Consider the following 23,738-nt stretch of genomic DNA (forward strand, 5'->3'; position numbering starts at 1 on the left):
GACGTAAATTTATTCTGAGTTGTTTGATTATGCACCATGTTGTCTCAGCTACCACTAATCCCGCCAAAATTCAGGCAATTCTACAGGCTTTTAACGAGATCTTCGGCGAAGGATCCTGCCACATTGAGTCCGTCGCCGTCGAGAGTGGCGTGCCGGAACAGCCGTTTGGTAACGAGGAAACGCGCGCTGGCGCACGAAACAGGGTCGCCAATGCGCGCGCCGTGCAGCCACATGCCGACTTCTGGGTCGCCATTGAGGCCGGGATCGACGACGACAGCACCTTTAGCTGGATAGTGATTGAGGATCGTCATCAGCGCGGCGAAGCGCGCTCGGCGACGCTGCCGCTACCGGCGGTGATTCTGGACAAAGTACGTGCCGGCGAAGCATTAGGGCCGGTGATGTCGCAGCATACCGGCATTGATGAAATTGGTCGTAAAGAAGGGGCTATCGGCGTCTTTACCGCCGGGAAGCTCACGCGCAGCAGCGTCTACCACCAGGCGGTGGTACTGGCATTAAGCCCGTTCCATAACCTTATTTACCGTTAAGCAACGCCTGCTCCAGCCACTGTCGCAGCTCGGGCGGCGCGGATTTCAGACTGTTAGAGCCACGGGTAATGGTGGCGATCCCGGCGCCGAGTTCGCTTTTCAGCTCGCGCTGGCTCATCTCGCCACGCAGCAACTCTTCAATGATCCGCACGCGCGTGCCCAGCGCCTCGCGCTCGTCGGGCGTCAGCATTAATTGCAGCAATGGCAGATGCAGATCGTCGGCGTACGCCTGCTGGAGTAACGCCACAAAGCGAAGCCATTCCTGATGACGCTGTTCGGCTACAGCCGCTGAATAAGGGGATTGTTGGGTCATGTTACGCCGCCATGTTGCGACAGGCGACCAGGGCCGCCTGTCTGATGTACTCATTAACGAGTACAAAGCATAACATACTCCAGGCAATACTCTATGGATTTCGCGCAACAGCGCAGTGGCTGGCCCGTTTTGTCACGCGTAATCCGCCGGAGATTAGTACCGCTGCTGCCACTCCGCATCGCTGAGCAGTGCTGTTTTCTGCCCCATAAAGTAACGGTAATAGGCATCGTAGGAGAGCACGTTCTTCACGTAACCCCGCGTTTCCGAGAACGGAATACTCTCGATAAACGCCACCGCATCAATTCGCCCTGCGCTATTGCCCTGCCAGGTTCGAACCCGCCCAGGGCCGGCATTGTAGGCCGCGGAAGCATAGATGCGGTTATTGCCAAACTGCTGATAAACATACTGCAGATAGCTGGTGCCGATATTGATATTGGTCTCGGGATCCAGCAGCTGCGACGGACTGCTGTAGCCTGGGATACTGAACATACTCACCGTATGGGTCGCCGTCCCCGGCATGATTTGCATCAGGCCGCTGGCGCCAACCGGAGAGCGAACTTTCGGGTTCCATGCGCTCTCCTGGCGAGCAATCGCCATCGCATAGCTCTGCGGGATAGCTTTACCGCTGATATAGCGCGCGAAGAGATCGTTGTAGGCCAGCGGGAAACGTTCCTCCAGCTGGTCCCACAGCTTCCCGGCGATGGTCGCCTGAACGCTGAGATCCCACCAGTGCTGGTTGAATGCATAGCGCGCCAGCTGCGCCTGCTGATCTTTCGTCCGGCTGGTCACCAGATTTGCCCATTCGCTGCGAGCGGTATTGTCCATATTCCAGTACATCAGCTCGCGTACCCGGGCCATTTCCGGCCCGGAGGTCAGCGCAGGATCGAGATTCGCTGGCGCCTTATCGATCCGGAAGGTGAAATCCTCTCCCAGACGCTGGGCGGCAATCATCGGGTAGAAACCACGCTGCTGCATCAACGAACGGAGAATCGCTTTCGCTTCGTCATCGCGCCCGCGCTCCAGCAGCAGATCCGCCTGCCAGTAGCGCCACTCATCTTTCTCTTTCGCTTCCATCGGCAGACGGGCCAGCCAGGTATTCAGCCCGTGTCGATCCCCCGCTCCCAGCGCCATCCGCACCCGGCGCTCCACTAACGCGGTGGATTGCGAACGCATAATCGCGTCATCGCGCCAGATAGCCTGCTCTTCGGTCACATCGTTGCCCATCAGGCGCCAGGCAACAATATCCCGCAGCTCCTGGGTTTGGTCTTCATTGAGCTTCTGCGCCTGCACCAGCGACGGAATCATCAGCCGGGCGTTTTCGACATCCTGGCGCGCCACGCTGGCGAAGGCCACCGCCGCCATCTGGCGGGTAAAATCCGTCGCACCGGTGGTGCGGGCAAAAGTCATGACGGTGTTCGGATCGTTAGCCAGCGCCACAACCGCTGACGAAATCGTCTGATATTCAGGCGGCATCTGCTGGGCCAGCACGCTGACCAGCGCGGTGTTGCCCGCCTTCATGGCCAGGCGAATACGCTCAAGCCAGGCCAGCGGATCCTGCTTGCCGGAATCGCGCCAGGCGCTAAACAGCGCGTCACAGGCATTTGGCTGGCTCTTGCCGGTCAGCCACAGCGTTTTCGCGCCGTCCCAGGCCTCCTGCGCCTGGCCCACGCTCAGCTTCGCATAGTAGTAATTACATTGCGCTTCGGTGGTGGCGGGTTTTTCCGGGCTGAACGCCAGCAGTCCGCTCCAGTCGGTACGGCGCGCCAGCTCGTTAACAAAGCGCGATTTCAGGGTACGCGCCGGCGGCAGCGTCGGATTCGCTTCAATGAAGTTTTTCACCACCAGCGCCGGCTGGTTCATCAGATCGTCAGTGATCTGCCGGTACTGCAGATAGGGGTACAGCGGATAGGTGGTCAGCGTAGGCATGAGCTGTTCGACAACGGACATCTGCCGGCTATCCCATGCCTGCTTAATTTGAGCGTAGCGACTGCGCTGTTCATCCAGTGAATCCGCATGCGCCAGCTGGCTGAGCGTCAGCAAACTCACGCTGGCCGCCAGAAGACGCCATGCCATCGTTTTGGCTTTTTCCACAAGCTCTTCCTCTGTTAAAAGTACATCTCACTACATCTGAGCAGCATCATGCCACTTTTTAAATGTCCCAGTGTCGCTATAGATATGCTAACCAGACAACGCCAAACGTGCCACGTCCTGGACATTTTTTTACTCTTCTGTGAATCCCATCGCCTCGCTGGGCTTAACGCGTGAAAAAGGCTACACTTCGCCTTTGAAAACTATTCATCAAAATAAAAGAGGCGAAGTCCACCGTGGCTCAATTCGTTTATACCATGCATCGTGTCGGCAAAGTGGTTCCGCCGAAACGTCATATTTTGAAAAATATCTCCCTGAGCTTCTTCCCTGGCGCGAAGATCGGCGTTCTCGGTCTGAACGGCGCCGGTAAATCTACCCTGTTACGTATTATGGCCGGCATCGATACCGACATCGAAGGTGAAGCCCGCCCGCAGCCTGGCCTGAAAATTGGCTATCTGCCGCAGGAGCCGCAGCTGAACCCGGAGCAGACCGTACGTGAGTCGGTAGAAGAAGCGGTAGCCGAAGTGGTTAACGCGCTGAAAGGCCTGGATGAGGTGTATGCCAAATACGCTGAGCCAGATGCCGACTTCGATAAACTCGCGGCGCAGCAGGGCAAGTTCGAAGAGATCATTCAGGCTCACGACGGCCATAACCTGAACGTGCAGCTGGAACGTGCGGCCGATGCCCTGCGTCTGCCAGATTGGGAGGCGAAAATCGCCAACCTGTCCGGGGGGGAACGCCGCCGCGTGGCGCTGTGCCGCCTGCTGCTGGAAAAACCAGATATGCTGCTGCTCGACGAACCGACCAACCACCTGGATGCTGAATCCGTGGCCTGGCTGGAGCGCTTCCTGCATGACTTCGAAGGGACCGTGGTGGCGATTACCCACGACCGTTACTTCCTTGATAACGTGGCCGGCTGGATCCTCGAACTGGACCGCGGCGAAGGGATTCCGTGGGAAGGCAACTACTCCTCCTGGCTGGAGCAGAAAGATCAGCGTCTGGCGCAGGAAGCCTCTCAGGAAGCGGCGCGCCGTAAATCCATTGAGAAAGAGCTGGAGTGGGTACGTCAGGGCGCGAAAGGCCGTCAGTCGAAGGGCAAAGCCCGTCTGGCGCGCTTTGAAGAGCTTAACAACGTCGAATACCAGAAGCGTAACGAAACCAACGAACTGTTTATTCCGCCTGGAGCCCGTCTGGGAGATAAAGTTGTTGAAGTCAGCAACCTGCGTAAGTCTTACGGCGACCGCGTGCTGATTGACGATCTGACCTTCTCGGTACCGAAAGGGGCCATCGTCGGGATTATCGGCCCTAACGGTGCCGGTAAATCGACCCTGTTCCGCATGATGTCCGGTCAGGAACAGGCTGATGCCGGTTCCATCACCCTGGGTGAAACCGTGAAGCTGGCTTCCGTCGATCAGTTCCGCGACGCGATGGATAACAGCAAAACCGTCTGGGAAGAAGTCTCCGGCGGGCTGGATATCATGAAGATCGGCAACACCGAAATGCCTAGCCGCGCCTACGTCGGTCGCTTTAACTTTAAAGGCGTCGACCAGGGTAAACGCGTGGGCGAACTCTCCGGCGGTGAACGCGGTCGTCTGCACCTCGCGAAGCTGCTGCAGGTTGGCGGTAACGTGCTGCTGCTCGATGAACCAACCAACGACCTGGATATCGAAACCCTGCGCGCGTTAGAAAACGCCCTGCTGGAGTTCCCGGGCTGCGCGATGGTTATCTCGCACGACCGTTGGTTCCTCGACCGTATCGCGACTCATATTCTGGATTACCAGGATGAAGGTAAAGTCGAATTCTTCGAAGGTAACTTCACCGAGTACGAAGAGTACAAGAAACGCACCCTCGGCGCCGATGCGCTGGAGCCAAAGCGTATCAAGTACAAGCGTATTGCGAAGTAATCCATCGCCACCTCCCAGGAGGTGGTTTCGGGATGACGAAAAACGGATGGCCCAGGCCATCCGTTTTTTATGCTCAGCGCGCCAGAACGCCCCTGAATGTGCTTAGCCGGGTTCACCCATCAGCTGTTTAACCAGCTCAACGCAGCGCAGGAAGCGCATGTCGTAATCCGACTCTTTCACATGCACAAAATCAATCTCATTGGCTTTGAGCAGCGACACCAGCAGCGTCTGGAACTCCTTGCGATCCACCGAGCTCCCGAGACTCCGTAAGCCATCGGCGACCCACGGGGTATTGTTCTCCAGCAGAATCACCAGATCAAAACGGTACTCGTCGATCAGCGCCTGAACAAAGGGATGTTCGCGCCCTTCATACTTCAGGCAAAATGCCTGGGTGCTGACGAAATCGGTGTCGATAAACGCCACCTTATTGGCATATTTAACCGCGAAATCAATATACTGCGCGTGGCCGAGCGCAATTTTGTCATAATCGGAATACTGCAGCGCCATCTCATCGCCGCCGAGGTGCGAGAAGACGTAATCACGACCATACTCCCAGGCGCTGGTGGTGTTAAAGATGTTCGCGAGCTTATTGACCAGCGTCGATTTCCCGCTCGATTCGCCGCCCAGAATGGCCACCGTACGTACGAAAAACGGTTTCACTTCCGTCGGGATGTACTCCCAGTAGCGGAACGGGTTTTCACGAATCTGCCCGCCGCTGATGCTCATAAAGGTCCGTTTCGGATCGATAAGCACGGTTTCGATCCCCAGATGCTGCAGATATTGCTGTGCATCGGCCTCTTCCGAGGTGTAGATCCAGTTCGGCTGAATCCCTTTATCGCTCATAAATGCGCGGATCCCGCGGCTCCACACGTCCCAGCCGTGGGGATAAGGTTCCATCCCCTCTTCATTAAACGCATGAATGCGGATGTTTTTCTGATATTTGAAGGTTTGTAGCAGCCAGCGCAGGCGATCTGGCACCGTCGGCTGCTGCGACATCGCGCTGTCTTCAAACAGCTGGCGATCCCGGGGATCGTCATAGCCCATAATGATATGCAGCTCGTCCACCTGGCTACAGGCGCGCTGAATCAAATAGATATGCCCGGTATGCAGCGGATAAAACTTACCAAATACCACGCCGACGCTCTTTTGCCGACGCGGGAATTCCAGGCCAAGAAAACGGTGCAGGGCTTCCAGCTTCTGCGCGCTTGGGCTTTTGATTTTGGCATTCAGCAGCTGGCTCAAATAGCCTTTGGTCATTCCGCTGGCTTCCGCGACCTGTTGCAGCGTACAGCCCTTTTGCTTAATCGCGGTTTTGAGATAGTCGAAAGATGACACGAGAGCCTCCTGCTTTAGCAAAACTGAAGAAATACCCTGTTGGTTGCAGGCGGCAGACGGCGATAAACAGGGACAATTCAGCCGTTCATATAGACCCGCGCCGCCAGCCCTCTGCCGCCGGACAGGCGGCGGGTATTTAATTATAAGTCGTCAAACACGCTTAGCGCGTCGGAAAGCTTTTTCACACCAAAGATTTGCATCCCTTCCGGTGCTTTTTTCGGCACGTTGGCCGCCGGGACGATGGCGCGACGAAAGCCATGTTTCGCCGCCTCGGAGATACGCTCCTGGCCGCTGGGCACCGGGCGGATTTCGCCGGACAGCCCCACTTCGCCAAATACCACCAGATCGTGCGGCAGCGGACGATCGCGCAGGCTGGAAACCATCGCCAGCAGCAGCGCCAGGTCGGCGCTGGTTTCCGCCACCTTCACCCCGCCCACGACGTTAACAAAGACATCCTGATCGGCCATCTGCAGGCCGCCGTGACGATGCAGCACCGCCAGCAGAATCGCCAGACGGTTCTGCTCCAGCCCGACCGCAACGCGACGCGGGTTAGACATCATGGAATGATCGACCAGCGCCTGAATCTCCACCAGCAGAGGACGGGTGCCTTCCCAGACCACCATCACCGAGCTGCCGGAAGTCACTTCATCGCCGCGGCTAAGAAAAATCGCCGAAGGGTTGCTGATTTCACGCAGCCCCTGCTCGGTCATCGCGAATACCCCCAGCTCATTCACCGCGCCAAAGCGGTTTTTATGGCTGCGCAGGGTCCGAAAGCGAGAATCGGCGTCGCCATCCAGCAGGACCGAACAGTCGATACAGTGCTCCAACACCTTCGGTCCGGCCAGAGAGCCATCTTTGGTCACATGGCCGACCATAATGATCGCCACGTCGCGCGTTTTGGCAAAGCGCGTCAGATAAGCCGCCGTTTCGCGTACCTGAGCGACGCTGCCCGGCGACGACTGCACATCGGCCATATGCATCACCTGGATCGAGTCGATAACCATCAACTGCGGTTTTTCGTCATCGGCTATCTGGCAAATTTGCTCAATGCTGGTTTCGGAGAGCATATTGAGGTTAGCGGTCGGCAGCCCCAGGCGGTGCGCGCGCATCGCCACCTGCTGCAACGACTCTTCCCCGGTAACGTACAGCGTTTTCATGTTTTCCGACAGTCGGCACAGGGTCTGCAGCAGCAGCGTCGACTTACCCGCCCCCGGATTACCGCCAATCAGAATGGCGCTGCCCGGCACCACGCCACCGCCGAGCACGCGGTCAAACTCTTTAAAACCGGTGGAGAAACGCGGTAGCGCCTCAAGGCTGATCTCCGACAGTTTTTGCACCTTCGACGCGCCGGCATTCCCGGCGTAGCCCGTCAGACGCTCGTTTCTCGCCACCTGCGGCGAAGCGGCAATACGCACCTCGGTGATGGTATTCCAGGCATGACAGGCGCTGCACTGCCCCTGCCAGCGCGGGTAATCTGCACCACATTCATTACAGACAAATGCGCGTTTTGGAGCTTTCGCCACGTGTTACCTCTTACTTTTGATTCATGCTGCCGGAGAGAATACAGAAGACCCCCATCAGGTCAGCGTGACGGATGGTGACTTCCGCCTGCTCATTCACTTTTGGCTTAGCATGATACGCGATCCCCAGTCCCGCCGCTTTGATCATCGGTAGATCGTTGGCGCCATCGCCGATCGCCACGGTCTGCGCCGGCGGGATTGCATATTTTTCCGCCAGTTTTCTCAGCGTGGCGGCTTTATATTTGGCATCGACAATATCGCCGATGACGTTCCCGGTCAGCTTGCCGTCCATAATCTCCAGCTCATTGGCGACCACGGCGTCAAGATGCAGCTTGTCGCGCAGGTATTCGGCGAAGAAGGTAAACCCGCCGGAGGCAATCGCGACTTTCCAGCCCAGCGTCTCCAGCTTCAGCACCAGTTGCGCCAGCCCCGGCATCAGCGGCAGCGATTCACGCACCTGCAGCAGAATACTGGCATCGGCATCTTTCAACGTCGCCACCCGCTGACGCAGGCTGGCGGTGAAATCCAGCTCGCCACGCATCGCGCGTTCAGTCACTTCCGACACCATTTCGCCGGTGCCGGCCAGTTTGGCGATTTCGTCAATGCACTCGATTTGAATCGCCGTCGAGTCCATATCCATCACCAGCAGCCCGGGCGTGCGCAGATGCGGAATTTTCCCCAGCGGAGCGACATCCAGCCCCGCTTCGTGCGCCAGTCGGGTTGCCCGCAGCGTCAGAGAACCCGCCAGACGAATAACCTGATAATCTTCGACAACCCAGGCGGCAACGATAACCAGCGCCGCCCCCAGCTCACGCTGCCAGTCCGTCAGCCGGCGTTTATCAAGGTCGCGCCCGTAGAGCAGCCAGCCGCTGCGTCCGGCATGATAATCCAGCGGCATGACCTCATCACCGCTCAACGAAAGCGGTAATCCAGGCCACAGGGAAACATCTTCGGGCAGATCGCACCAGGTCAAACTGTTTGGCATTACGGCTCCACATTTCTTTATTCAGGCCAGGAAAATAACGCATGAGGCTACCTTGTAACCAGCGCTTCTGGCAACATTAAGCTGTAAATATTAAAGGTGGAATATGGTACGCGCAAAACTGAAATTCCGACTGCATCGCGCCGTCATTGTTCTTATCTGCCTCGCGCTTCTCGTTGCCCTGATGCAGGGAGCGTCGTGGTTCAGCCAGAACAGCCAAAAGCAACGTAATCCACAGTTAGAAGAACTGGCTCGCACCCTTGCGCAGCAGGTTACGCTGAATCTGGCGCCAATGATGCGCAGCGAGACGCCCGATGAAAAACGGATCGGTGAGCTGCTGGAGCGGCTCACCCACCAGAGCCGGGTCCTCGATGCCGGAGTCTATGACGACCAGGGCGATCTGGTCGCCCGCTCGGGCGAAGGGGTCAATGTGCGCGACAGGCTGGCGCTGGACGGTAAAAAAGCGGGCGGCTACTTCAATCAGCAAATCGTGGAGCCGATTCAGGGTAAAAACGGGCCGCTTGGCTACCTGCGCCTGACGCTGGATACTCATACATTAGCCACCGAGGCGCAACAGGTGGATAATACCACCAATATTTTACGTCTGATGCTGCTGCTGTCGCTGGCTATCGGCGTGGTGCTGACCCGCACGCTGCTGCAGGGCAAGCGCACCCGCTGGCAGCAATCGCCCTTCCTGCTCACCGCCAATAAGCCGGTGCAGGACGAAGATAAAGATGAATCAGAATAAGGAAATCGCTGATGTCGACGCTACGCCTGCTGCTCTCAGACTCCACGGACCCGTGGTTCAACCTCGCGGTTGAAGAGTGTATTTTCCGCCAGATGCCCGCCACCCAGCGCGTGCTGTTTCTGTGGCGCAATGCCGACACGGTGGTCATTGGCCGGGCGCAAAACCCGTGGAAAGAGTGCAACACCCGCCGGATGGAAGAGGATAACGTCCGCCTGGCCCGCCGCAGCAGCGGCGGCGGCGCGGTATTTCACGACCTCGGGAACACCTGTTTTACCTTCATGGCGGGGAAACCCGAGTACGATAAGACCGTCTCCACGCGGATTGTGCTGGCTGCGCTGGCGGCACTGGGCGTCACCGCGGAAGCATCCGGGCGCAATGACCTGGTCGTTAACACTGCCGAAGGCGATCGTAAAATCTCCGGTTCGGCCTATCGCGAAACCCTTGACCGCGGTTTTCACCACGGCACGCTGCTATTGAATGCCGATTTAAGTCGTCTGGCAAACTATCTCAATCCGGATAAAAAGAAGCTGCAGGCGAAAGGCATCACCTCGGTACGCGGCCGTGTGGCCAACCTGGTTGAGCTGCTGCCGGGTATTACGCACCAGCAGGTCTGCTCAGCGATTGAAGAAGCCTTTTTCGCCTACTACGGCGAGCGCGTCGCCGCGGAAGTGATTTCACCCGATAAGACGCCGGATCTGCCGAACTTTGCCGAAACCTTCGCCCGCCAGAGCAGCTGGGCATGGAATTTTGGTCAGGCGCCGGCCTTCTCCCACCTGCTGGATCAGCGCTTTGTCTGGGGCGGCGTGGAGCTGCACTTCGACGTTGAGAAAGGGCATATCACCCGTACGCAGGTCTTTACCGATAGCCTGAATCCGGCACCGCTGGAGGCGCTGGCTACGCGATTGCAGGGCTGCCCGTATCGGGCTGACATGCTGCAGCAGATCTGTGAAGGATTATTAGTCGATTTCCCGGAGCAGGAGAGAGAGCTGCGGGAGCTGTCGGCGTGGATTGCCGGCGCGGTGCGCTGATGAAAAAAGCCGGATGGCGGCTACGCCTTATCCGGCCTACAAATTCTGCACCCGCTCAGCACGCGAATGGCGGCTACACCCTGTCCGGCCTACAAATTCTGCACCCGCTCAGCGCGTGAATGGCGGCTACGCCCTGTCCGGCCTACAAATTCTGCACCCGCTCAGCGCGTGAAGGCGGCTACGCCCTGTCCGGCCTACAAATTCTGCACCCGCTCAGCGCGTGAATGGCGGCTACGCCCTGCCCAGCCTACAAATTCTGCACCCGCTCAGCGCGTGAATGTGTACAGATTCCGCACGGTTTTATTGTCCCGCTCAGTTTAGTAGGCCCGGTAAGCGCAGCGCCACCGGGCAATGCAACGTTTACGCTTTATCGCCCAGCAGAACGGATTCCAGCGCGATTTTGATCATATCGTTGAACGTCGTCTGACGCTCAGCCGCAGTCGTCTGCTCATGCGTACGAATATGATCGGAAACGGTGCAGATAGTCAGCGCTTTCGCCCCGAACTCCGCCGCTACGCCGTAGATACCGGCTGCTTCCATTTCCACGCCCAGGATGCCGTATTTTTCCATCACGTCGAACATGGACGGATCCGGCGTATAGAACAGGTCTGCGGAGAAAATGTTACCGACGCGGGCATCAACGCCCAGCGCTTTCGCGGCATCCACCGCGTTACGCACCATGTCGAAGTCAGCGATCGCAGCAAAATCATGATCTTTAAAACGCAGACGGTTGACTTTGGAGTCGGTGCACGCGCCCATGCCAATCACCACATCACGCAGTTTCACATCCGCACGTACCGCACCGCAGGAACCCACGCGGATAATCTTCTTCACGCCGAAATCGGTGATCAGCTCTTTGGTGTAGATGGAGCAGGACGGGATACCCATGCCGTGACCCATGACGGAGATCTGGCGGCCTTTATAGGTGCCGGTAAAGCCCAGCATACCGCGCACGTTATTCACTTCGCGCACGTCTTCAAGGAAAGTTTCCGCGATGTGCTTCGCACGCAGCGGGTCGCCCGGCATCAACACGACGTCAGCGAAATCACCCATTTCTGCATTAATATGAGGAGTTGCCATCTTCAGTTCCTTTTCATTTGAATTTTTTTTGCCCGGTGGCGCGCAGCGATCCGCGCCTACGGTTTTGTAGGCCGGGTAAGGCGCAGCCGCCACCCGGCAATGACATCAGAACATGGCCTTGCCATATTCCATGTCGGACGTACCAAAATATTTCGCCAGCGTCTGGCCGATATCGGCGAAGGTTTCACGGTGGCCCAGCGAGCCCGGTTTAACTTTCGGGCCGTAGACCAGGACCGGGATGTGCTCACGCGTGTGGTCAGTGCCCTGCCAGCTCGGGTCACAGCCGTGGTCAGCGGTCAGGATCAGAATGTCATCTTCACCCACCAGCGCCATCAGCTCCGGTAGACGACGGTCAAACAGTTCCAGACCCGCCGCATAACCGGCGATATCGCGACGGTGGCCCCAGGAAGAGTCGAAGTCCACGAAGTTAGTGAAAACGATGGTCTTATCACCCGCTTCTTTCATCTCTTTGATGGTCGCGTCAAACAGCGCATCCAGGCCGGTCGCTTTCACTTTTTTCGTGATCCCGCAGTTGGCATAGATGTCGGCGATTTTCCCGACGGAAACCACGTGGCCGTCTTTTTCGTCAACCAGCTTTTGCAATACGGTCGGCGCTGGCGGTTCAACGGCCAGATCGTGACGGTTGCCGGTACGCTGGAAGTGGCCCGGTTTATCACCCACGAACGGACGCGCGATAACGCGGCCAATGTTGTAGCCACCTTCAGTCAGTTCCTCACGGGCGATTTCGCACAGCTCATAGAGTTTATCCAGACCAAAAGTCTCTTCGTGGCAGGCAATCTGGAACACGGAGTCAGCGGAGGTATAGAAAATCGGCTTGCCGGTTTTCATATGTTCTTCGCCAAGCTCATCCAGAATCACCGTCCCGGAGGAGTGGCAGTTGCCGAGATAGCCCGGCAGATTCGCGCGTTTAACCAGTTTATGCAGCAGCTCCTGCGGGAAGCTGTTCTGATGGTCACTGAAGTAGCCCCATTCGAACAGAACCGGCACCCCGGCGATTTCCCAGTGGCCGGACGGCGTATCTTTACCGGAAGAGAGCTCATGCGCCCAGGCATAGGCGCCAACGACTTCCGCATTACCGTCCATACCGGCGGCAATTTTACCGGTAGAGCCTTCATGTGCTTTCACCAGACCCAGACGGGTCAGGTTAGGCAAATTCAGCGGGCCTTTGCGGCCGTGGTCAGCCTCGCCCTTAGCGCAGGCTTCAGCAATGTGGCCCATCGTGTCTGAGCCGACGTCGCCAAAGCGAGCGGCATCTTCAGTCGCACCGATGCCGAAAGAGTCCAGCACCATAATAAATGCACGTTTCATATTATTCTCCGTACCTTTTGCGCTGCAAAAAAGCGATCAGATCAGTATACCGTTATTCGGTGATTCGGCGATAGACCGTCGGGGTTTCTTTCGGCGCCTTATCGTTCAGTTTAATTGCCGCTTTGACGGCTTTCGCCGCTTCCTGCCAGCTGGTTTCGTCTTTGGCGTGGATAACCGCGAGCGGACGCTGCCCGTCAACGCTGTCGCCCAGGCGCACCATGTCGGTAAAGCCGACGCTGTAGTCAATCGGGTCGGATGCCTGGCGACGACCGCCGCCCATCGACACCACCGCCATCCCCAGCGCACGAGTGTCCATTTCCGCGACAAACCCTTCGCCATCAGCGAAGACCGCTTTGCTCAGCATGGCCGTGGGCAGATAGTTATCGTAGTTCTCGACGAAATCGGTCGGCCCTTTTTGCGCGGCGACCATCCGGCCAAAGAGTTCCGCCGCTTTGCCGTTGTCCAGCACCGCCTGCAGTTTCGCCCGCGCGTCGGCGTCATCCTCGGCCAGCTTGCCGGAAATCAGCATTTCGGCGCACAGCGCCATGGTCACATCAAACAGACGCGGATTACGGTATTCGCCGGTCAGGAAGCGGACCGCTTCACGGACTTCGACGGCATTACCGGCGCTGGATGCCAGCACCTGGTTCATATCGGTCAGCAGCGCGGTAGTCCGCACGCCGGCGCCGTTGGAAACGCCAACGATCGCTTCGGCAAGCGCTGCGGAGAGTTCGTAGGTCGGCATAAAGGCGCCGCTGCCTACTTTGACATCCATCACCAGCGCATCCAGGCCTTCGGCCAGTTTTTTCGCCAGAATCGAGGCGGTGATGAGCGGGATGGAATCCACCGTCGCGGTAATATCGCGGGTGGCATAGAAACGTTTATCGGCAGGGGCCAGCGAACTGGTCTGCCCAATGATGGCGACGCCAACCTCTTTAATAATGTCGCGGAAACGGGCGTCATCCGGGAAAATATCGAAACCCGGAATGGCTTCCAGTTTGTCGAGGGTGCCGCCGGTATGACCGAGACCGCGCCCGGAGATCATCGGCACATAGCCGCCGCAGGCGGCAACCATCGGGCCAAGCATCAGCGAAGTCACATCGCCCACGCCGCCGGTAGAGTGTTTATCGACAATCGGGCCGTTCAGATTGAGGCTTTTCCAGTCCAGAACGGTTCCTGAATCCCGCATTGCCATAGTTAGCGAGACGCGTTCTGGCATAGACATATCGTGGAAAAAGATGGTCATCGCCAGCGCCGCGATCTGCCCTTCAGAAACGGTGTTATCACGGATCCCGTTGATGAAAAAGCGAATTTCGTCATCGCTCAGCGCATGGCCATCACGTTTTTTACGAATAATTTCCTGGGCGAGAAACAAGGTAACCTCCTGAGGAATAAGGTCAAATTCGGCGGGCGGCGCAACCTGCGCCCGCGCTAAGATCCTGTAGCCCGGCCGGGCGTCGCGACGCCGGGGATTTCCCGGAATCGGCGCAGCTGCGCCTCATCCGGGCTACGGTTTTGTCGCCGTTACGCCTTAGTAGCTGCTGGCGCTCTTACCGTCGCCGTGACCCAGCGCTTTCAGCAGACTTGCCAGCAGGCTGGAGGCGCCAAAACGATAGTGGCGAGAATCCGCCCAGTCGGCGCCGAACATTTCGTCGGCAATGGCAAGGAACTGCTGTGCATCTTCAGCGCTGCGAACGCCGCCCGCAGGCTTAAAGCCAACGGTTTTCTGCACGCCCATATCGCGGATCACTTCCAGCATGATGCGTGCGCTTTCCGGCGTCGCGTTTACCGGGACTTTACCGGTCGAGGTTTTGATAAAATCCGCCCCGGCTTTAATAGAAATTTCAGAAGCTTTACGAATTAACGCTTCTTCTTTCAGCTCACCGGTTTCGATTATCACTTTCAACAGCACGTTAGCCGCCGCGCAAGCCTCTTTACAGGCTTTCACCAGATCGAATCCGACCTGCTCGTTACCTGCGATCAGCGCGCGGTACGGGAATACCACGTCAACGTCATCCGCGCCGTAAGCGATGGCCGCACGGGTTTCCGCCAGCGCGATAGCGATATCATCGTTACCATGCGGGAAGTTGGTCACCGTGGCGATACGGATATCCGGGGTGCCTTGCGCGTTCAGCGTCTTACGAGCGATCGGGATAAAACGCGGATAGATGCAGATGGCCGCGGTATTGCCTACCGGCGTTTTTGCCTGATGGCACAGAGCGATCACCTTTTCATTGGTGTCATCGTCGTTCAGCGTAGTCAGGTCCATCAGTTTCAACGCGCGCAGGCTGCTTGTAGATAAATCAGTCATTTCTCACTCCGACGGCTTATTGCCGGTTCAATAGTTTTTCACCTTGCGAGTCTGTTACTATTGTAACATCACCTCGCCGTTACACTTCGACATTCATCACAGTTAATGAAAACTCACATGGAATTTGCATAGCTGCAATGTGATCCTTATCACCTTTCAAGGTGCAGTATTACGCTTCAGAACGCCGGGTTTACTTTAAGCATAATCAGAATCCTCAGATGCGAGAGAGTGTTAGAATAATAACATAAAAACACAAAACCTCTCGATGCAAGCGGGTGCATTTTGTGCTAAAAATAAAATTTCAAACATAACAAATTGAAAAATAACAAATTAAATGAAAGTTAAAAATGATGGAATTATAACATCAGAACAAGAAGGGGTTCAGAAGAGAGGATATCCAGGTCATAAGGCAGTCAGCCCACGATGATGCCGCAACGTCTTAGTCGCGGCTGACGCCCGAGCGACATCGCTGAGAGTGCGCTACGCCAGCCGTGTCACAGGGTATAGAACAACGCTTTCGTATTGTGTATCAACGCATTCGCAATAACATCCGCAGGTTCCTGCCGCAGTTCACATAACGAGGCAAAGACACGGGCCACCTGTTCTGGCCGATTTGGTTGCCCCTGAAAACCATTGAGCGGCATATCCGGCGCATCCGTTTCCAGCAGCAGCGCCGATAGCGGCAGACGCGCCATCACATCACGCGTTTTGCTGGCTCGCGGGTAGGTTATGGTCCCGCCGACGCCAATTTTATATCCTGATTGCACAAAGCGTTCCGCCTGCTGCAGGCTTCCCGCAAAACCATGCACCACGCCGGTTCTCGGCAGCGCATGTTTTTTCAACAGCATCGCCAGCGTATCGTGAGTGCGTCGGGAGTGCAGAATCACCGGCAGATCGTAACGCTTCGCCAGCCGCAGCTGTGCCTCCAGCATGACCTGCTGGCGCTCAAACTGCGGATCGTCACGATACAGATCGAGCCCCGTCTCCCCCACGGCGACCAGCTTTCGGTGGCGTTGGCGCAGACACGCTTCCAGCAGCTCAAGGCTGCGCTCATCATGCCGTTCAATCACAATGGGATGCAGTCCAACGGCGGCATAAAGCGCCGCATGCTGCTCCGCCAGCGCTAATACGCGGGGGAAATTTTCCGCTTCAATGGCCGGAACAATTATCTGCGTGACGCCGGCTTGCGCCGCCCGGGCAAGACTGTCGGCCGCATGGTCAGCGAAGGGCGGAAAATCAAAATGACAATGCGTATCGATAAACGGCCACGTCATGCCAGATCCTCGTTATCAAAGTGGGCGTCATTGGCCTGCGGGGCGGTCACAAAGGTCGCCGGGTGAGAATCGTTGGCGACGGAAGCCGCCGGCACCACGACCGAGGCGGGCTGCGCGACACGCGGCAAATGACGCACCAGCGGCGGACGGTCGGCCAGCAGCTTGCCGACCGTCGCGAGGAAATAACGCCCGCACTGCCGCCCGGTCTTGTAGTCCTCCAGCAGCGCCGGTAAACGACTTCCCAGCGCCATGCTTTTCAGCGGTTTCTGCGGATAGATTTCCAGGATTCGCAGCTTACCCGGCGGCTTCTCAATAAACTGTTGGGTCGTGCGATAGGTGGCCTCATGGTGCTGGACCAGGTTCACAAACGGCTGCAGACTGCTTTCCCCCAGCCAACGCTCCATTCGCTTAAACCACTGGGGGGTATAGAACATCTGCGAAGGCACCGTGCGGATAACCACGATGGTTTGCGCCCCGCGTCGGGCCGCCTCCTGCACGGGAATCGCATCGCTGACGCCGCCATCCAGATAGCTGATGCCGTCCAGCATGACGCCGCTGCGATAAAAACCGGGGATCGCGCTGGAGGCGCGGATCAGATCGAGCCACGTGGCCTGGGTGGGAGCAAAATAGTCTGGCGTATAATCATCGCCCCGGCATGCGCACATCCACAGCTCTTTCCCCTGGGCGAACTGCTCTTCCGCATAGCTCATCGCCAGCGGCATTTTTTGCGCCGCGGTCTCCACCAGCCAGTCAAGATCGATAAGATTGCCGCCGCGGACAAAACGCATAGGATCGAAAAATTCCCGGGCCGTGGTGTAACGGGTGATGACCTTGCGGGCATAGCCCTGCTGGTTGCACATGTAGGCCGACAGGTTCTGCGCTCCGGCGGATGTCCCCAACATAATGTCAAAGGGGTTGAATCCCGCGCGCATGAACTCATCGAGTACTCCGGCGGTAAAAATACCTCGCTGACCGCCGCCCTCACACACCAGTCCAAGCTTGCCCGGAATAAATGGTTTGACAGACAACGGTGCAATATTGCCAAGCGTTACGGGAATTCGATGTCCCACCCTGCTTTCCTGTTATGTTTTTATTGTACCAGCCCAAAAAGATCCGCTGGGGTCTCCCCCCGGCGCACCCGGCCCGTCGGACGATGCCCGCCGCCCGCACGCGTTCAGGAATCCTGACGTCCAGCGCCGCGCCGTCCTGCAATTATTACCCCCCAGAAACCACGAAAGCCAGTCCTGAGGACTGGCTTTATGTAAAACGCTATGTCAGTGAAACGCCTTTCGCATCTTGCGCGACAGGGAAAGATCGCTTTCTATGGGCGCCGGCGCCCGGTAAACAGGCTAATCAGGAACAGAATAATACCGACGACAAAGACGATTTTTGCAGCCCAGGCAGCCGTACCCGCCAGGCTACCAAATCCTAACGCGGCGGCAATCAGTGCAATGACCAGAAAAATAATGCCCCATCGAAACATAATGTGCTCCTTACCATAGTGGATAACGGCCGCGTTTCTGCGCGCTCAGGCCGCGCATAAACCAACCCTGTCATGCTCTTTTCTTAACTCGTCATACGTCGAATTGCTGGTGTTTGGGCGATGCCCGTGTTCCTCGATAAAATGACCTGAATAAGCGCCAGAGGATTCATTTATTTACCTCCCGCAGGTGAAATAGTTCGCGGGAAATAACGTTATTAAATGAATGGGATTATTTAACGCTGAGATTATTTTCTACGTTTTTTACGCCAGAAACGGCTTTGGCAATATCTGCCGCACGGTCCGCCTGCTGACGAGAATCAACGGTCCCGGATAAATGGACGGTTCCGCCGCGGGTTTCAACCGTGACTTTTCGCGACGGCACAATGTCATCCGCCAACAGTTTGGCTTTGACCTGGCTGGTAATAGCTGTATCGCCTGCATATCCCTTCAGGCTAGCAGATGGCTCTGCAACCACGCGCAGCTGGTCATTCACGCTGGTCACGCCTTTGACCGTTTTCGCGGCGTTCACCGCCAGATCTTTTTGCCCCGCGCCGTCAACCGAACCGCTTAGCGTCACCACTTTATTCTCTGTTTTCACGGAGATATCGCTGCTGCGAATATTTTTATCGTCAATCAACGCCGCTTTCACCCTGGCGGTGATCGTGCTGTCATCCATAAAATCGCCGACTTTATTCAGCGAGCTGTCGACGGCCTTGCCCGCACTGGTGGCAACCGATTGTGCGCTGCCCGCCGGCGGATTTTCTGCATATGCCGAGGCGCTTATCATGGCTGAGCCTAAGAAGAGAGCCAGCAACGTCCCGGCATTCTTTAGTCTTGTCATCTCTCTGTCCTCGTTATTTCTACCGCTAAAGCAAAATAAGTAGCTAATTAAGCCAGAATCTTAAAAATTACTTATTAAATATAGTAGAAGGTCATCAAAGAGACGGAAAATATGTACAAAAAGTTACGCTGACGGCATCTTTAAGAACTTTCTATAGCGCGGGAAACGACGAAAAAATAGCGTGGAGCGCGGGGAGAACCGCGCTCCGGAAGGGATTAGTGCTCGCGAGTTTTACGGAACATCACGTCAGGATAGCGTTCCTGCGTCAGATTCAGGTTAACCATGGTTGGCGCGATATATGTCAGGTTATCACCGCCATCGAGGGCCAGCTGAATTTCGTTTTTACGCTTAAATTCCTCAAATTTTTTCACGTCGGTGGATTCCACCCAACGCGCGGTCGCCACGTTCACCGATTCGTAAATCGCTTCAACGTTGTATTCACTCTTCAGACGAGCCACGACCACATCAAACTGCAGCACACCGACCGCGCCGACAATAAGATCGTTATTGGCGATCGGACGGAAGACCTGTACCGCGCCCTCTTCAGAAAGCTGTACCAGCCCTTTCAGCAGCTGTTTCTGTTTCAGCGGATCCTTCAGGCGAATGCGACGGAACAGCTCCGGTGCAAAGTTCGGGATACCGGTGAACTTCATCATCTCGCCCTGAGTGAAGGTATCGCCGATCTGAATCGTGCCGTGGTTGTGCAGACCGATGATATCACCCGGCCAGGCCTCTTCCACATGAGAACGATCGCCAGCCATAAAGGTCAGCGCATCGGAAATCACCACGTCTTTACCCGTACGCACCTGACGCAGCTTCATGCCCTTCTCATACTGACCGGACACCACGCGCATAAAGGCCACGCGGTCACGGTGTTTCGGATCCATGTTGGCCTGAATTTTAAAGACGAAACCGGTAAATTTCTCTTCTTCCGCCGTCACTTCACGGGTATCGGTTTTACGCGGCATCGGCGCCGGCGCCCACTCCACCAGGCCATCCAGCATATGATCCACGCCGAAGTTACCTAAGGCCGTACCAAAGAAGACCGGGGTGATTTCGCCTGCGAGGAACAGATCTTTATCAAACTCGTTTGAAGCGCCCTGCACCAGCTCCAGCTCATCGCGCAGCTGCTGCGCCAGATCTTCGCCGACCGCCTGATCGAGATCCGGGTTATTCAACCCTTTCACGATCCGCACTTCCTGAATCGTGTGGCCCTTACCGGTCTGATAGAGATAGGTCTCATCTTTGTAGAGATGGTACACGCCCTTAAACAGCTTACCGCAGCCAATCGGCCAGGTGATCGGCGCGCAGGCGATACGCAGCTCGTTCTCCACCTCATCCAGCAGCTCCATCGGGTCGCGGATATCACGGTCGAGTTTGTTCATAAACGTCAGGATCGGCGTATCGCGCAGACGGGTAACTTCCATCAGCTTACGGGTCCTGTCTTCAACGCCTTTCGCCGCATCGATGACCATCAGACAGCAGTCCACCGCCGTCAGAGTACGGTAGGTATCTTCGGAGAAGTCTTCGTGGCCCGGGGTATCCAGCAGGTTAACCAGGCTGTTGTGATACGGGAACTGCATCACCGAGGTGGTAATGGAGATACCACGCTGCTTTTCCATCTCCATCCAGTCTGATTTGGCATGCTGGCTGGAACCACGGCCTTTAACGGTACCGGCGGTCTGAATCGCCTGTCCGAACAGTAATACCTTCTCGGTGATGGTCGTTTTACCGGCATCCGGGTGAGAGATAATGGCAAAAGTGCGGCGTTTAGCCACCTCTTGCAGATAAGGAGACAACGTCATAATTGATTCTTCTTAGTAAACGCGGCAACCGGCCACGCATGTGGAATACGAAAAATTGCGGCTATTTTACCCATCAATGGGGGGGAGGCAATCAGTGTTTACACAGGAGCTGCTCCAGGTCGCTTAAAGAGGTCACCGTCCAGTCAGGGTGAAGATCGGCAGGCAATTCCCCCTGATGGGCGTTCAGCCAGCAGGTGGCCAGGCCAGCATTCACCCCACCGCGAATATCGGACTCCGCCGTATCGCCGACCATCAGTACGCGGGAACGATCGGGATGACCCGCCTGCGCCAGCGCGTATTCGAAAATGCGCGCGTCCGGCTTCGCTACGCCAACCTCTTCAGAAATAATCAATAAATCAAAGTGATCGCGCAAGCCGGTACGTTCCAGACGGATCTGCTGCAGGGAGGTAAACCCGTTGGTGATGATCCCCATCTTCACCTTGCCCTGCAGCGCATTCAGCAGCGATACCGCCCCCGGCAGCGGCGAGCAGATCTCGGCCATCGCATTCATAAAGGCGTCGTTGAGTTCGCCCGGCGGCACGCTGAGGCGCTCCGCCCAGCTATTAAAACGCTGATGTTGCAGCTGCAGCGCAGTGATCGTGCCGTTTTGATAATCCACCCACAGGGGTTTATTCACGGCCTGATAGTCCTGAAAATCTTCGGCGCTAAAGGTCACGCTATAGTCGAGAAACATTCGCTGCAGACCGGTAAAAGAATCAAACGTAAACAGCGTTTCGTCGGCATCAAAGAAAATCCAGTCCCACTTCATCGTATCACCCTGTCATTGCCCGCCCCACAGGCGTCTTGTTACAGCAGATCTGAACATCGCAGCGTCAGACCTGCCCTTAAAAAAGCCTGGCGTACAGGCTGTTACATACTGACTGGCAGCGCCATTATGATCGCATCCTCACGCCCGTCGGCCGTGGGATAATAGCCACGACGAATGGTTGCCTCGTTAAAACCTAAGCTCTCGTAAAGGGCGATAGCGGCGGCGTTCGACGCGCGCACCTCCAGCCATAGCGTCACGATCCCGCGCTTCTCGACCTCATCAATCACCTGTTCCAGCAGCGCTCGCCCAAGGCCACGCCGCTGAAAAGCCGGGTCGACGGCGATGTTAAACAGCGTCGCCTCATCCAGAACAATTTGCGTAATCGCGAAGGCCGCCATCTCGCCATCAACCGTCAGTTGAAGGTTCAGATAGCGCTCACCCTGATTACTGGCAAAGGTTTGCTCGCTCCACGGAAAAGCGTGGGCGCGTTGTTCTATTTGCCAGGCACGGGGCAAATCAGCCGTGTTGAGGGTAGAAATCGTGTTCATGAGCGCAGATTTGTTGCCAGAGCGCCATACGGGCAGGCGCGCTGGTCTGGAGTTCATCAAAAGCGGGCGTCGAAACCTGTGCACCCGCCAGCAGTAACGGCGCGTCAGTACCCAGCCGCCAGCTGTTGCAGCGGCTATCCTGCGGCAACATAGCCACGCGATCCGGAGTGAGCTGCAGTACCTGATCCGGCGACAGCGCCAGAGCACGGAGAATATCGCTGATGAGCGGTTCAGTCAGCGACGGCGGGTTTTCCGCCACCATCACCAACCGAATATGCCCGGCAAGCGAGATAGCGATTTCACCCTGTAACGCCCCGGGGCGACGCAGCGACCACCGGGTGATACCCAGTTGCTGTAATTGCCACTCTCGTCGGGAAGTCATAGCGCAACACTCCTGTGAATTAAGCGCGCAATATAGCAAATCCCGCTTATCTGCGCCAACAAACTACGTAGACGCGCCCGCCGTTCGCCCGGAGATGACCGGCGTAACGTTATCCGCGCGCGGGCGGCGCCAGCAGCGCCAACAAAGAGGCAGCATTTTGGATAACGTGTATAATCGGCGCCAGTCTTAATGAAGGAGTGTTTCATGTCTGCTTTTACCCCGGCAAGTGAAGTCTTGCTGCGCCACAGTGATGATTTCGAACCCGCACGCGTTCTGTTTGCCGGTGACCTGCAGGATGACCTGCCCGCACGTCTGGACACCGCGGCCAGTCGCGCCCACACCCAGCAGTTTCACCACTGGCAAGCGCTGAACGGCCAGATGGGCGAAAACGTTCGTTTTAGCCTGGTCGCCGAAGCCGGCGATGTTGCCGGTTGCGATACGCTGATTTACTACTGGCCCAAGAACAAACCGGAAGCGCAGTTTCAGTTGATGAATCTGTTGTCGCTGCTGCCGGTCGGGATTGACGTCTTCGTCGTCGGTGAAAACCGCAGCGGCGTTCGCAGCGCCGAACAGATGCTGGCCGAATATGTCCCCCTGACGAAAGTGGACAGCGCACGTCGCTGCGGACTGTATCACGGGCGTCTGGAAAAACAGCCGACGTTCGATGCGCAACAGTACTGGGGCGAATACCCGCTGGAAAATCTGACCATTAAAACGCTGCCCGGCGTATTCAGCCGTGACGGACTGGACATTGGCAGCCAACTGCTGCTGTCAACGCTGACGCCGCACACCAAGGGTAAAGTCCTCGATGTCGGCTGCGGCGCAGGCGTACTGGCGACCGTACTGGCCAGCCACTCGCCGAAGGTCCGCCTGACGCTCTGTGACGTCAGCGCACCGGCGGTTGAAGCGAGCCGCGCCACGCTCGCCGCTAACGGCATTGAAGGTGACGTGTTCGCCAGCAATGTGTTCTCCGAAGTGAACGGTCGTTTCGACATGATTATCTCCAACCCGCCGTTCCACGATGGCCTGCAGACCAGCCAGGAAGCCGCGCAAACGTTGATTCGCGGCGCGGTCCGTCATCTGAACAGCGGCGGGGAGCTGCGTATTGTCGCCAACGCCTTCCTGCCGTATCCGGATGTGCTGGATGAAGTCTTCGGCTTCCATGAAGTGATTGCCCAGACCGGCCGCTTTAAGGTTTACCGTACCGTCATGACCCGTCAGGCGAAAAAATAATTTTTCCGCTTCTCCGGCGGCCGCCACCCCGCCGCCGGTTCCCTCCCTCACATCCGACCATTTTTGCAACAATCAATCCAGGCCACACAATTAACTATTGACGAATAGCTGAAAACCACTAGAATGCGCCTCCGTGGTAACGATACTTTCTGAGTATCGATGGAATGCGAAGGTGGCGGAATTGGTAGACGCGCTAGCTTCAGGTGTTAGTGTCCTTAGG

The 23,738-nt window shown here is 56.8% G+C and carries 22 protein-coding genes; 5 read left to right on the forward strand and 17 right to left on the reverse strand.

The features are described from left to right. Positions 1-29 precede the first annotated feature (29 nt). Positions 30-545: an inosine/xanthosine triphosphatase gene (yjjX, locus tag CWM52_RS02530; RefSeq protein WP_100682635.1), complete on the forward strand. Its 516-nt coding sequence runs from the start codon at positions 30-32 to the stop codon at positions 543-545. Here the strand turns inward: yjjX and trpR are convergent. Both trpR and sltY read right to left on the reverse strand, forming a co-directional pair. Further along, positions 532-858, reverse strand: coding sequence for a trp operon repressor (gene trpR, locus CWM52_RS02535; RefSeq protein ID WP_015585187.1), 327 nt, complete (start codon positions 856-858; stop codon positions 532-534). The genes yjjX and trpR overlap by 14 nt on opposite strands. A 153-nt stretch (positions 859-1,011) precedes the next feature. Beyond that, the gene (sltY, locus tag CWM52_RS02540; RefSeq protein WP_100682636.1) at positions 1,012-2,949 is read right to left on the reverse strand and encodes a murein transglycosylase; all 1,938 of its coding nucleotides are present in this window, start codon (positions 2,947-2,949) and stop codon (positions 1,012-1,014) included. A gap of 233 nt (positions 2,950-3,182) precedes the next feature. Between sltY and ettA the strand changes: the two genes are divergently transcribed. Next, the gene (gene ettA / locus CWM52_RS02545; protein ID WP_100682637.1) at positions 3,183-4,850 is read left to right on the forward strand and encodes an energy-dependent translational throttle protein EttA; all 1,668 of its coding nucleotides are present in this window, start codon (positions 3,183-3,185) and stop codon (positions 4,848-4,850) included. A 102-nt stretch (positions 4,851-4,952) separates the two neighbouring features. On the opposite strand, the gene nadR is transcribed toward ettA, so the two are convergent. The 3 genes from nadR to serB form a co-directional block, all read right to left on the reverse strand. Next, the gene (nadR, locus tag CWM52_RS02550) at positions 4,953-6,185 is read right to left on the reverse strand and encodes a multifunctional transcriptional regulator/nicotinamide-nucleotide adenylyltransferase/ribosylnicotinamide kinase NadR (RefSeq protein ID WP_100682638.1); all 1,233 of its coding nucleotides are present in this window, start codon (positions 6,183-6,185) and stop codon (positions 4,953-4,955) included. A 140-nt stretch (positions 6,186-6,325) separates the two neighbouring features. Next, a complete protein-coding gene (gene radA / locus CWM52_RS02555) occupies positions 6,326-7,708 on the reverse strand; it encodes a DNA repair protein RadA (RefSeq protein ID WP_100682639.1) in 1,383 nt (460 codons plus the stop codon). Between the two features lie 10 nt (positions 7,709-7,718). Then, positions 7,719-8,690 carry a phosphoserine phosphatase gene (gene serB, locus CWM52_RS02560; RefSeq protein WP_100682640.1) on the reverse strand — a complete coding sequence of 324 codons (972 nt, stop codon included), beginning with the start codon at positions 8,688-8,690 and terminating at the stop codon, positions 7,719-7,721. 103 nt (positions 8,691-8,793) lie between these two features. Between serB and CWM52_RS02570 the strand changes: the two genes are divergently transcribed. Continuing rightward, positions 8,794-9,435 (forward strand): YtjB family periplasmic protein, encoded by a 642-nt coding sequence (locus CWM52_RS02570; protein ID WP_100682641.1) that lies wholly within the window; start codon positions 8,794-8,796, stop codon positions 9,433-9,435. Positions 9,436-9,446: 11 nt separating this feature from the next. Next, positions 9,447-10,463, forward strand: coding sequence for a lipoate--protein ligase LplA (lplA, locus tag CWM52_RS02575; protein WP_100682642.1), 1,017 nt, complete (start codon positions 9,447-9,449; stop codon positions 10,461-10,463). Positions 10,464-10,823: 360 nt separating this feature from the next. Here the strand turns inward: lplA and deoD are convergent, their stop codons facing one another. The 12 genes from deoD to CWM52_RS02635 form a co-directional block, all read right to left on the reverse strand. After that, on the reverse strand, positions 10,824-11,543 hold the full coding sequence (gene deoD / locus CWM52_RS02580; protein ID WP_100682665.1) for a purine-nucleoside phosphorylase: 720 nt from the start codon (positions 11,541-11,543) through the stop codon (positions 10,824-10,826). Positions 11,544-11,648: 105 nt separating this feature from the next. Continuing rightward, positions 11,649-12,872 carry a phosphopentomutase gene (deoB, locus tag CWM52_RS02585; protein WP_100682643.1) on the reverse strand — a complete coding sequence of 408 codons (1,224 nt, stop codon included), beginning with the start codon at positions 12,870-12,872 and terminating at the stop codon, positions 11,649-11,651. A 52-nt stretch (positions 12,873-12,924) separates the two neighbouring features. Further along, positions 12,925-14,247 (reverse strand): thymidine phosphorylase, encoded by a 1,323-nt coding sequence (deoA, locus tag CWM52_RS02590; protein ID WP_100682644.1) that lies wholly within the window; start codon positions 14,245-14,247, stop codon positions 12,925-12,927. A 156-nt stretch (positions 14,248-14,403) separates the two neighbouring features. Then, positions 14,404-15,183: a deoxyribose-phosphate aldolase gene (gene deoC, locus CWM52_RS02595; protein WP_100682645.1), complete on the reverse strand. Its 780-nt coding sequence runs from the start codon at positions 15,181-15,183 to the stop codon at positions 14,404-14,406. Between the two features lie 494 nt (positions 15,184-15,677). After that, complete coding sequence (locus CWM52_RS02600) at positions 15,678-16,457, reverse strand: TatD family hydrolase (protein WP_100682646.1); 780 nt, start codon at positions 16,455-16,457, stop codon at positions 15,678-15,680. Next, a complete protein-coding gene (locus tag CWM52_RS02605) occupies positions 16,454-17,527 on the reverse strand; it encodes a patatin-like phospholipase family protein (RefSeq protein ID WP_100682647.1) in 1,074 nt (357 codons plus the stop codon). The genes CWM52_RS02600 and CWM52_RS02605 overlap by 4 nt, the downstream gene beginning before the upstream one ends. 251 nt (positions 17,528-17,778) lie before the next feature. Then, a complete protein-coding gene (locus CWM52_RS02610) occupies positions 17,779-17,940 on the reverse strand; it encodes a DUF1328 domain-containing protein (protein ID WP_100682648.1) in 162 nt (53 codons plus the stop codon). Positions 17,941-18,169: 229 nt separating this feature from the next. Further along, a complete protein-coding gene (gene osmY, locus CWM52_RS02615; protein WP_100682649.1) occupies positions 18,170-18,781 on the reverse strand; it encodes a molecular chaperone OsmY in 612 nt (203 codons plus the stop codon). Positions 18,782-18,996: 215 nt separating this feature from the next. Then, the gene (prfC, locus tag CWM52_RS02620; protein WP_100682650.1) at positions 18,997-20,586 is read right to left on the reverse strand and encodes a peptide chain release factor 3; all 1,590 of its coding nucleotides are present in this window, start codon (positions 20,584-20,586) and stop codon (positions 18,997-18,999) included. Positions 20,587-20,677: 91 nt separating this feature from the next. Continuing rightward, positions 20,678-21,355 carry a pyrimidine 5'-nucleotidase gene (gene yjjG / locus CWM52_RS02625; protein ID WP_100682651.1) on the reverse strand — a complete coding sequence of 226 codons (678 nt, stop codon included), beginning with the start codon at positions 21,353-21,355 and terminating at the stop codon, positions 20,678-20,680. Between the two features lie 101 nt (positions 21,356-21,456). Further along, the gene (gene rimI, locus CWM52_RS02630; protein ID WP_100682652.1) at positions 21,457-21,903 is read right to left on the reverse strand and encodes a ribosomal protein S18-alanine N-acetyltransferase; all 447 of its coding nucleotides are present in this window, start codon (positions 21,901-21,903) and stop codon (positions 21,457-21,459) included. Then, positions 21,872-22,285: a DNA polymerase III subunit psi gene (locus CWM52_RS02635; protein ID WP_100682653.1), complete on the reverse strand. Its 414-nt coding sequence runs from the start codon at positions 22,283-22,285 to the stop codon at positions 21,872-21,874. Before CWM52_RS02635 ends, rimI begins: the two co-directional genes overlap by 32 nt. 204 nt (positions 22,286-22,489) lie before the next feature. Here CWM52_RS02635 and rsmC point away from each other — a divergent pair, with 204 nt between their 5' ends. After that, on the forward strand, positions 22,490-23,518 hold the full coding sequence (gene rsmC / locus CWM52_RS02640) for a 16S rRNA (guanine(1207)-N(2))-methyltransferase RsmC (protein WP_100682654.1): 1,029 nt from the start codon (positions 22,490-22,492) through the stop codon (positions 23,516-23,518). Positions 23,519-23,738 lie beyond the last annotated feature (220 nt).

It is taken from the genome of Raoultella sp. T31 (assembly GCF_002806725.1).
Classification (GTDB): domain Bacteria; phylum Pseudomonadota; class Gammaproteobacteria; order Enterobacterales; family Enterobacteriaceae; genus Klebsiella; species Klebsiella electrica.

Coding starts and splice junctions, on each gene's coding strand:
- yjjX (WP_100682635.1), top strand. CDS start 30: ATGCACCATGTTGTCTCAGCTACCACTAATCCCGCCAAAATTCAGGCA.
- trpR (WP_015585187.1), bottom strand. CDS start 858: ATGACCCAACAATCCCCTTATTCAGCGGCTGTAGCCGAACAGCGTCAT.
- serB (WP_100682640.1), bottom strand. CDS start 8,690: ATGCCAAACAGTTTGACCTGGTGCGATCTGCCCGAAGATGTTTCCCTG.
- CWM52_RS02570 (WP_100682641.1), top strand. CDS start 8,794: ATGGTACGCGCAAAACTGAAATTCCGACTGCATCGCGCCGTCATTGTT.
- lplA (WP_100682642.1), top strand. CDS start 9,447: ATGTCGACGCTACGCCTGCTGCTCTCAGACTCCACGGACCCGTGGTTC.
- deoD (WP_100682665.1), bottom strand. CDS start 11,543: ATGGCAACTCCTCATATTAATGCAGAAATGGGTGATTTCGCTGACGTC.
- deoB (WP_100682643.1), bottom strand. CDS start 12,872: ATGAAACGTGCATTTATTATGGTGCTGGACTCTTTCGGCATCGGTGCG.
- deoC (WP_100682645.1), bottom strand. CDS start 15,183: ATGACTGATTTATCTACAAGCAGCCTGCGCGCGTTGAAACTGATGGAC.
- CWM52_RS02600 (WP_100682646.1), bottom strand. CDS start 16,457: ATGACGTGGCCGTTTATCGATACGCATTGTCATTTTGATTTTCCGCCC.
- CWM52_RS02610 (WP_100682648.1), bottom strand. CDS start 17,940: ATGTTTCGATGGGGCATTATTTTTCTGGTCATTGCACTGATTGCCGCC.
- osmY (WP_100682649.1), bottom strand. CDS start 18,781: ATGACAAGACTAAAGAATGCCGGGACGTTGCTGGCTCTCTTCTTAGGC.
- prfC (WP_100682650.1), bottom strand. CDS start 20,586: ATGACGTTGTCTCCTTATCTGCAAGAGGTGGCTAAACGCCGCACTTTT.
- yjjG (WP_100682651.1), bottom strand. CDS start 21,355: ATGAAGTGGGACTGGATTTTCTTTGATGCCGACGAAACGCTGTTTACG.
- rimI (WP_100682652.1), bottom strand. CDS start 21,903: ATGAACACGATTTCTACCCTCAACACGGCTGATTTGCCCCGTGCCTGG.
- CWM52_RS02635 (WP_100682653.1), bottom strand. CDS start 22,285: ATGACTTCCCGACGAGAGTGGCAATTACAGCAACTGGGTATCACCCGG.
- rsmC (WP_100682654.1), top strand. CDS start 22,490: ATGTCTGCTTTTACCCCGGCAAGTGAAGTCTTGCTGCGCCACAGTGAT.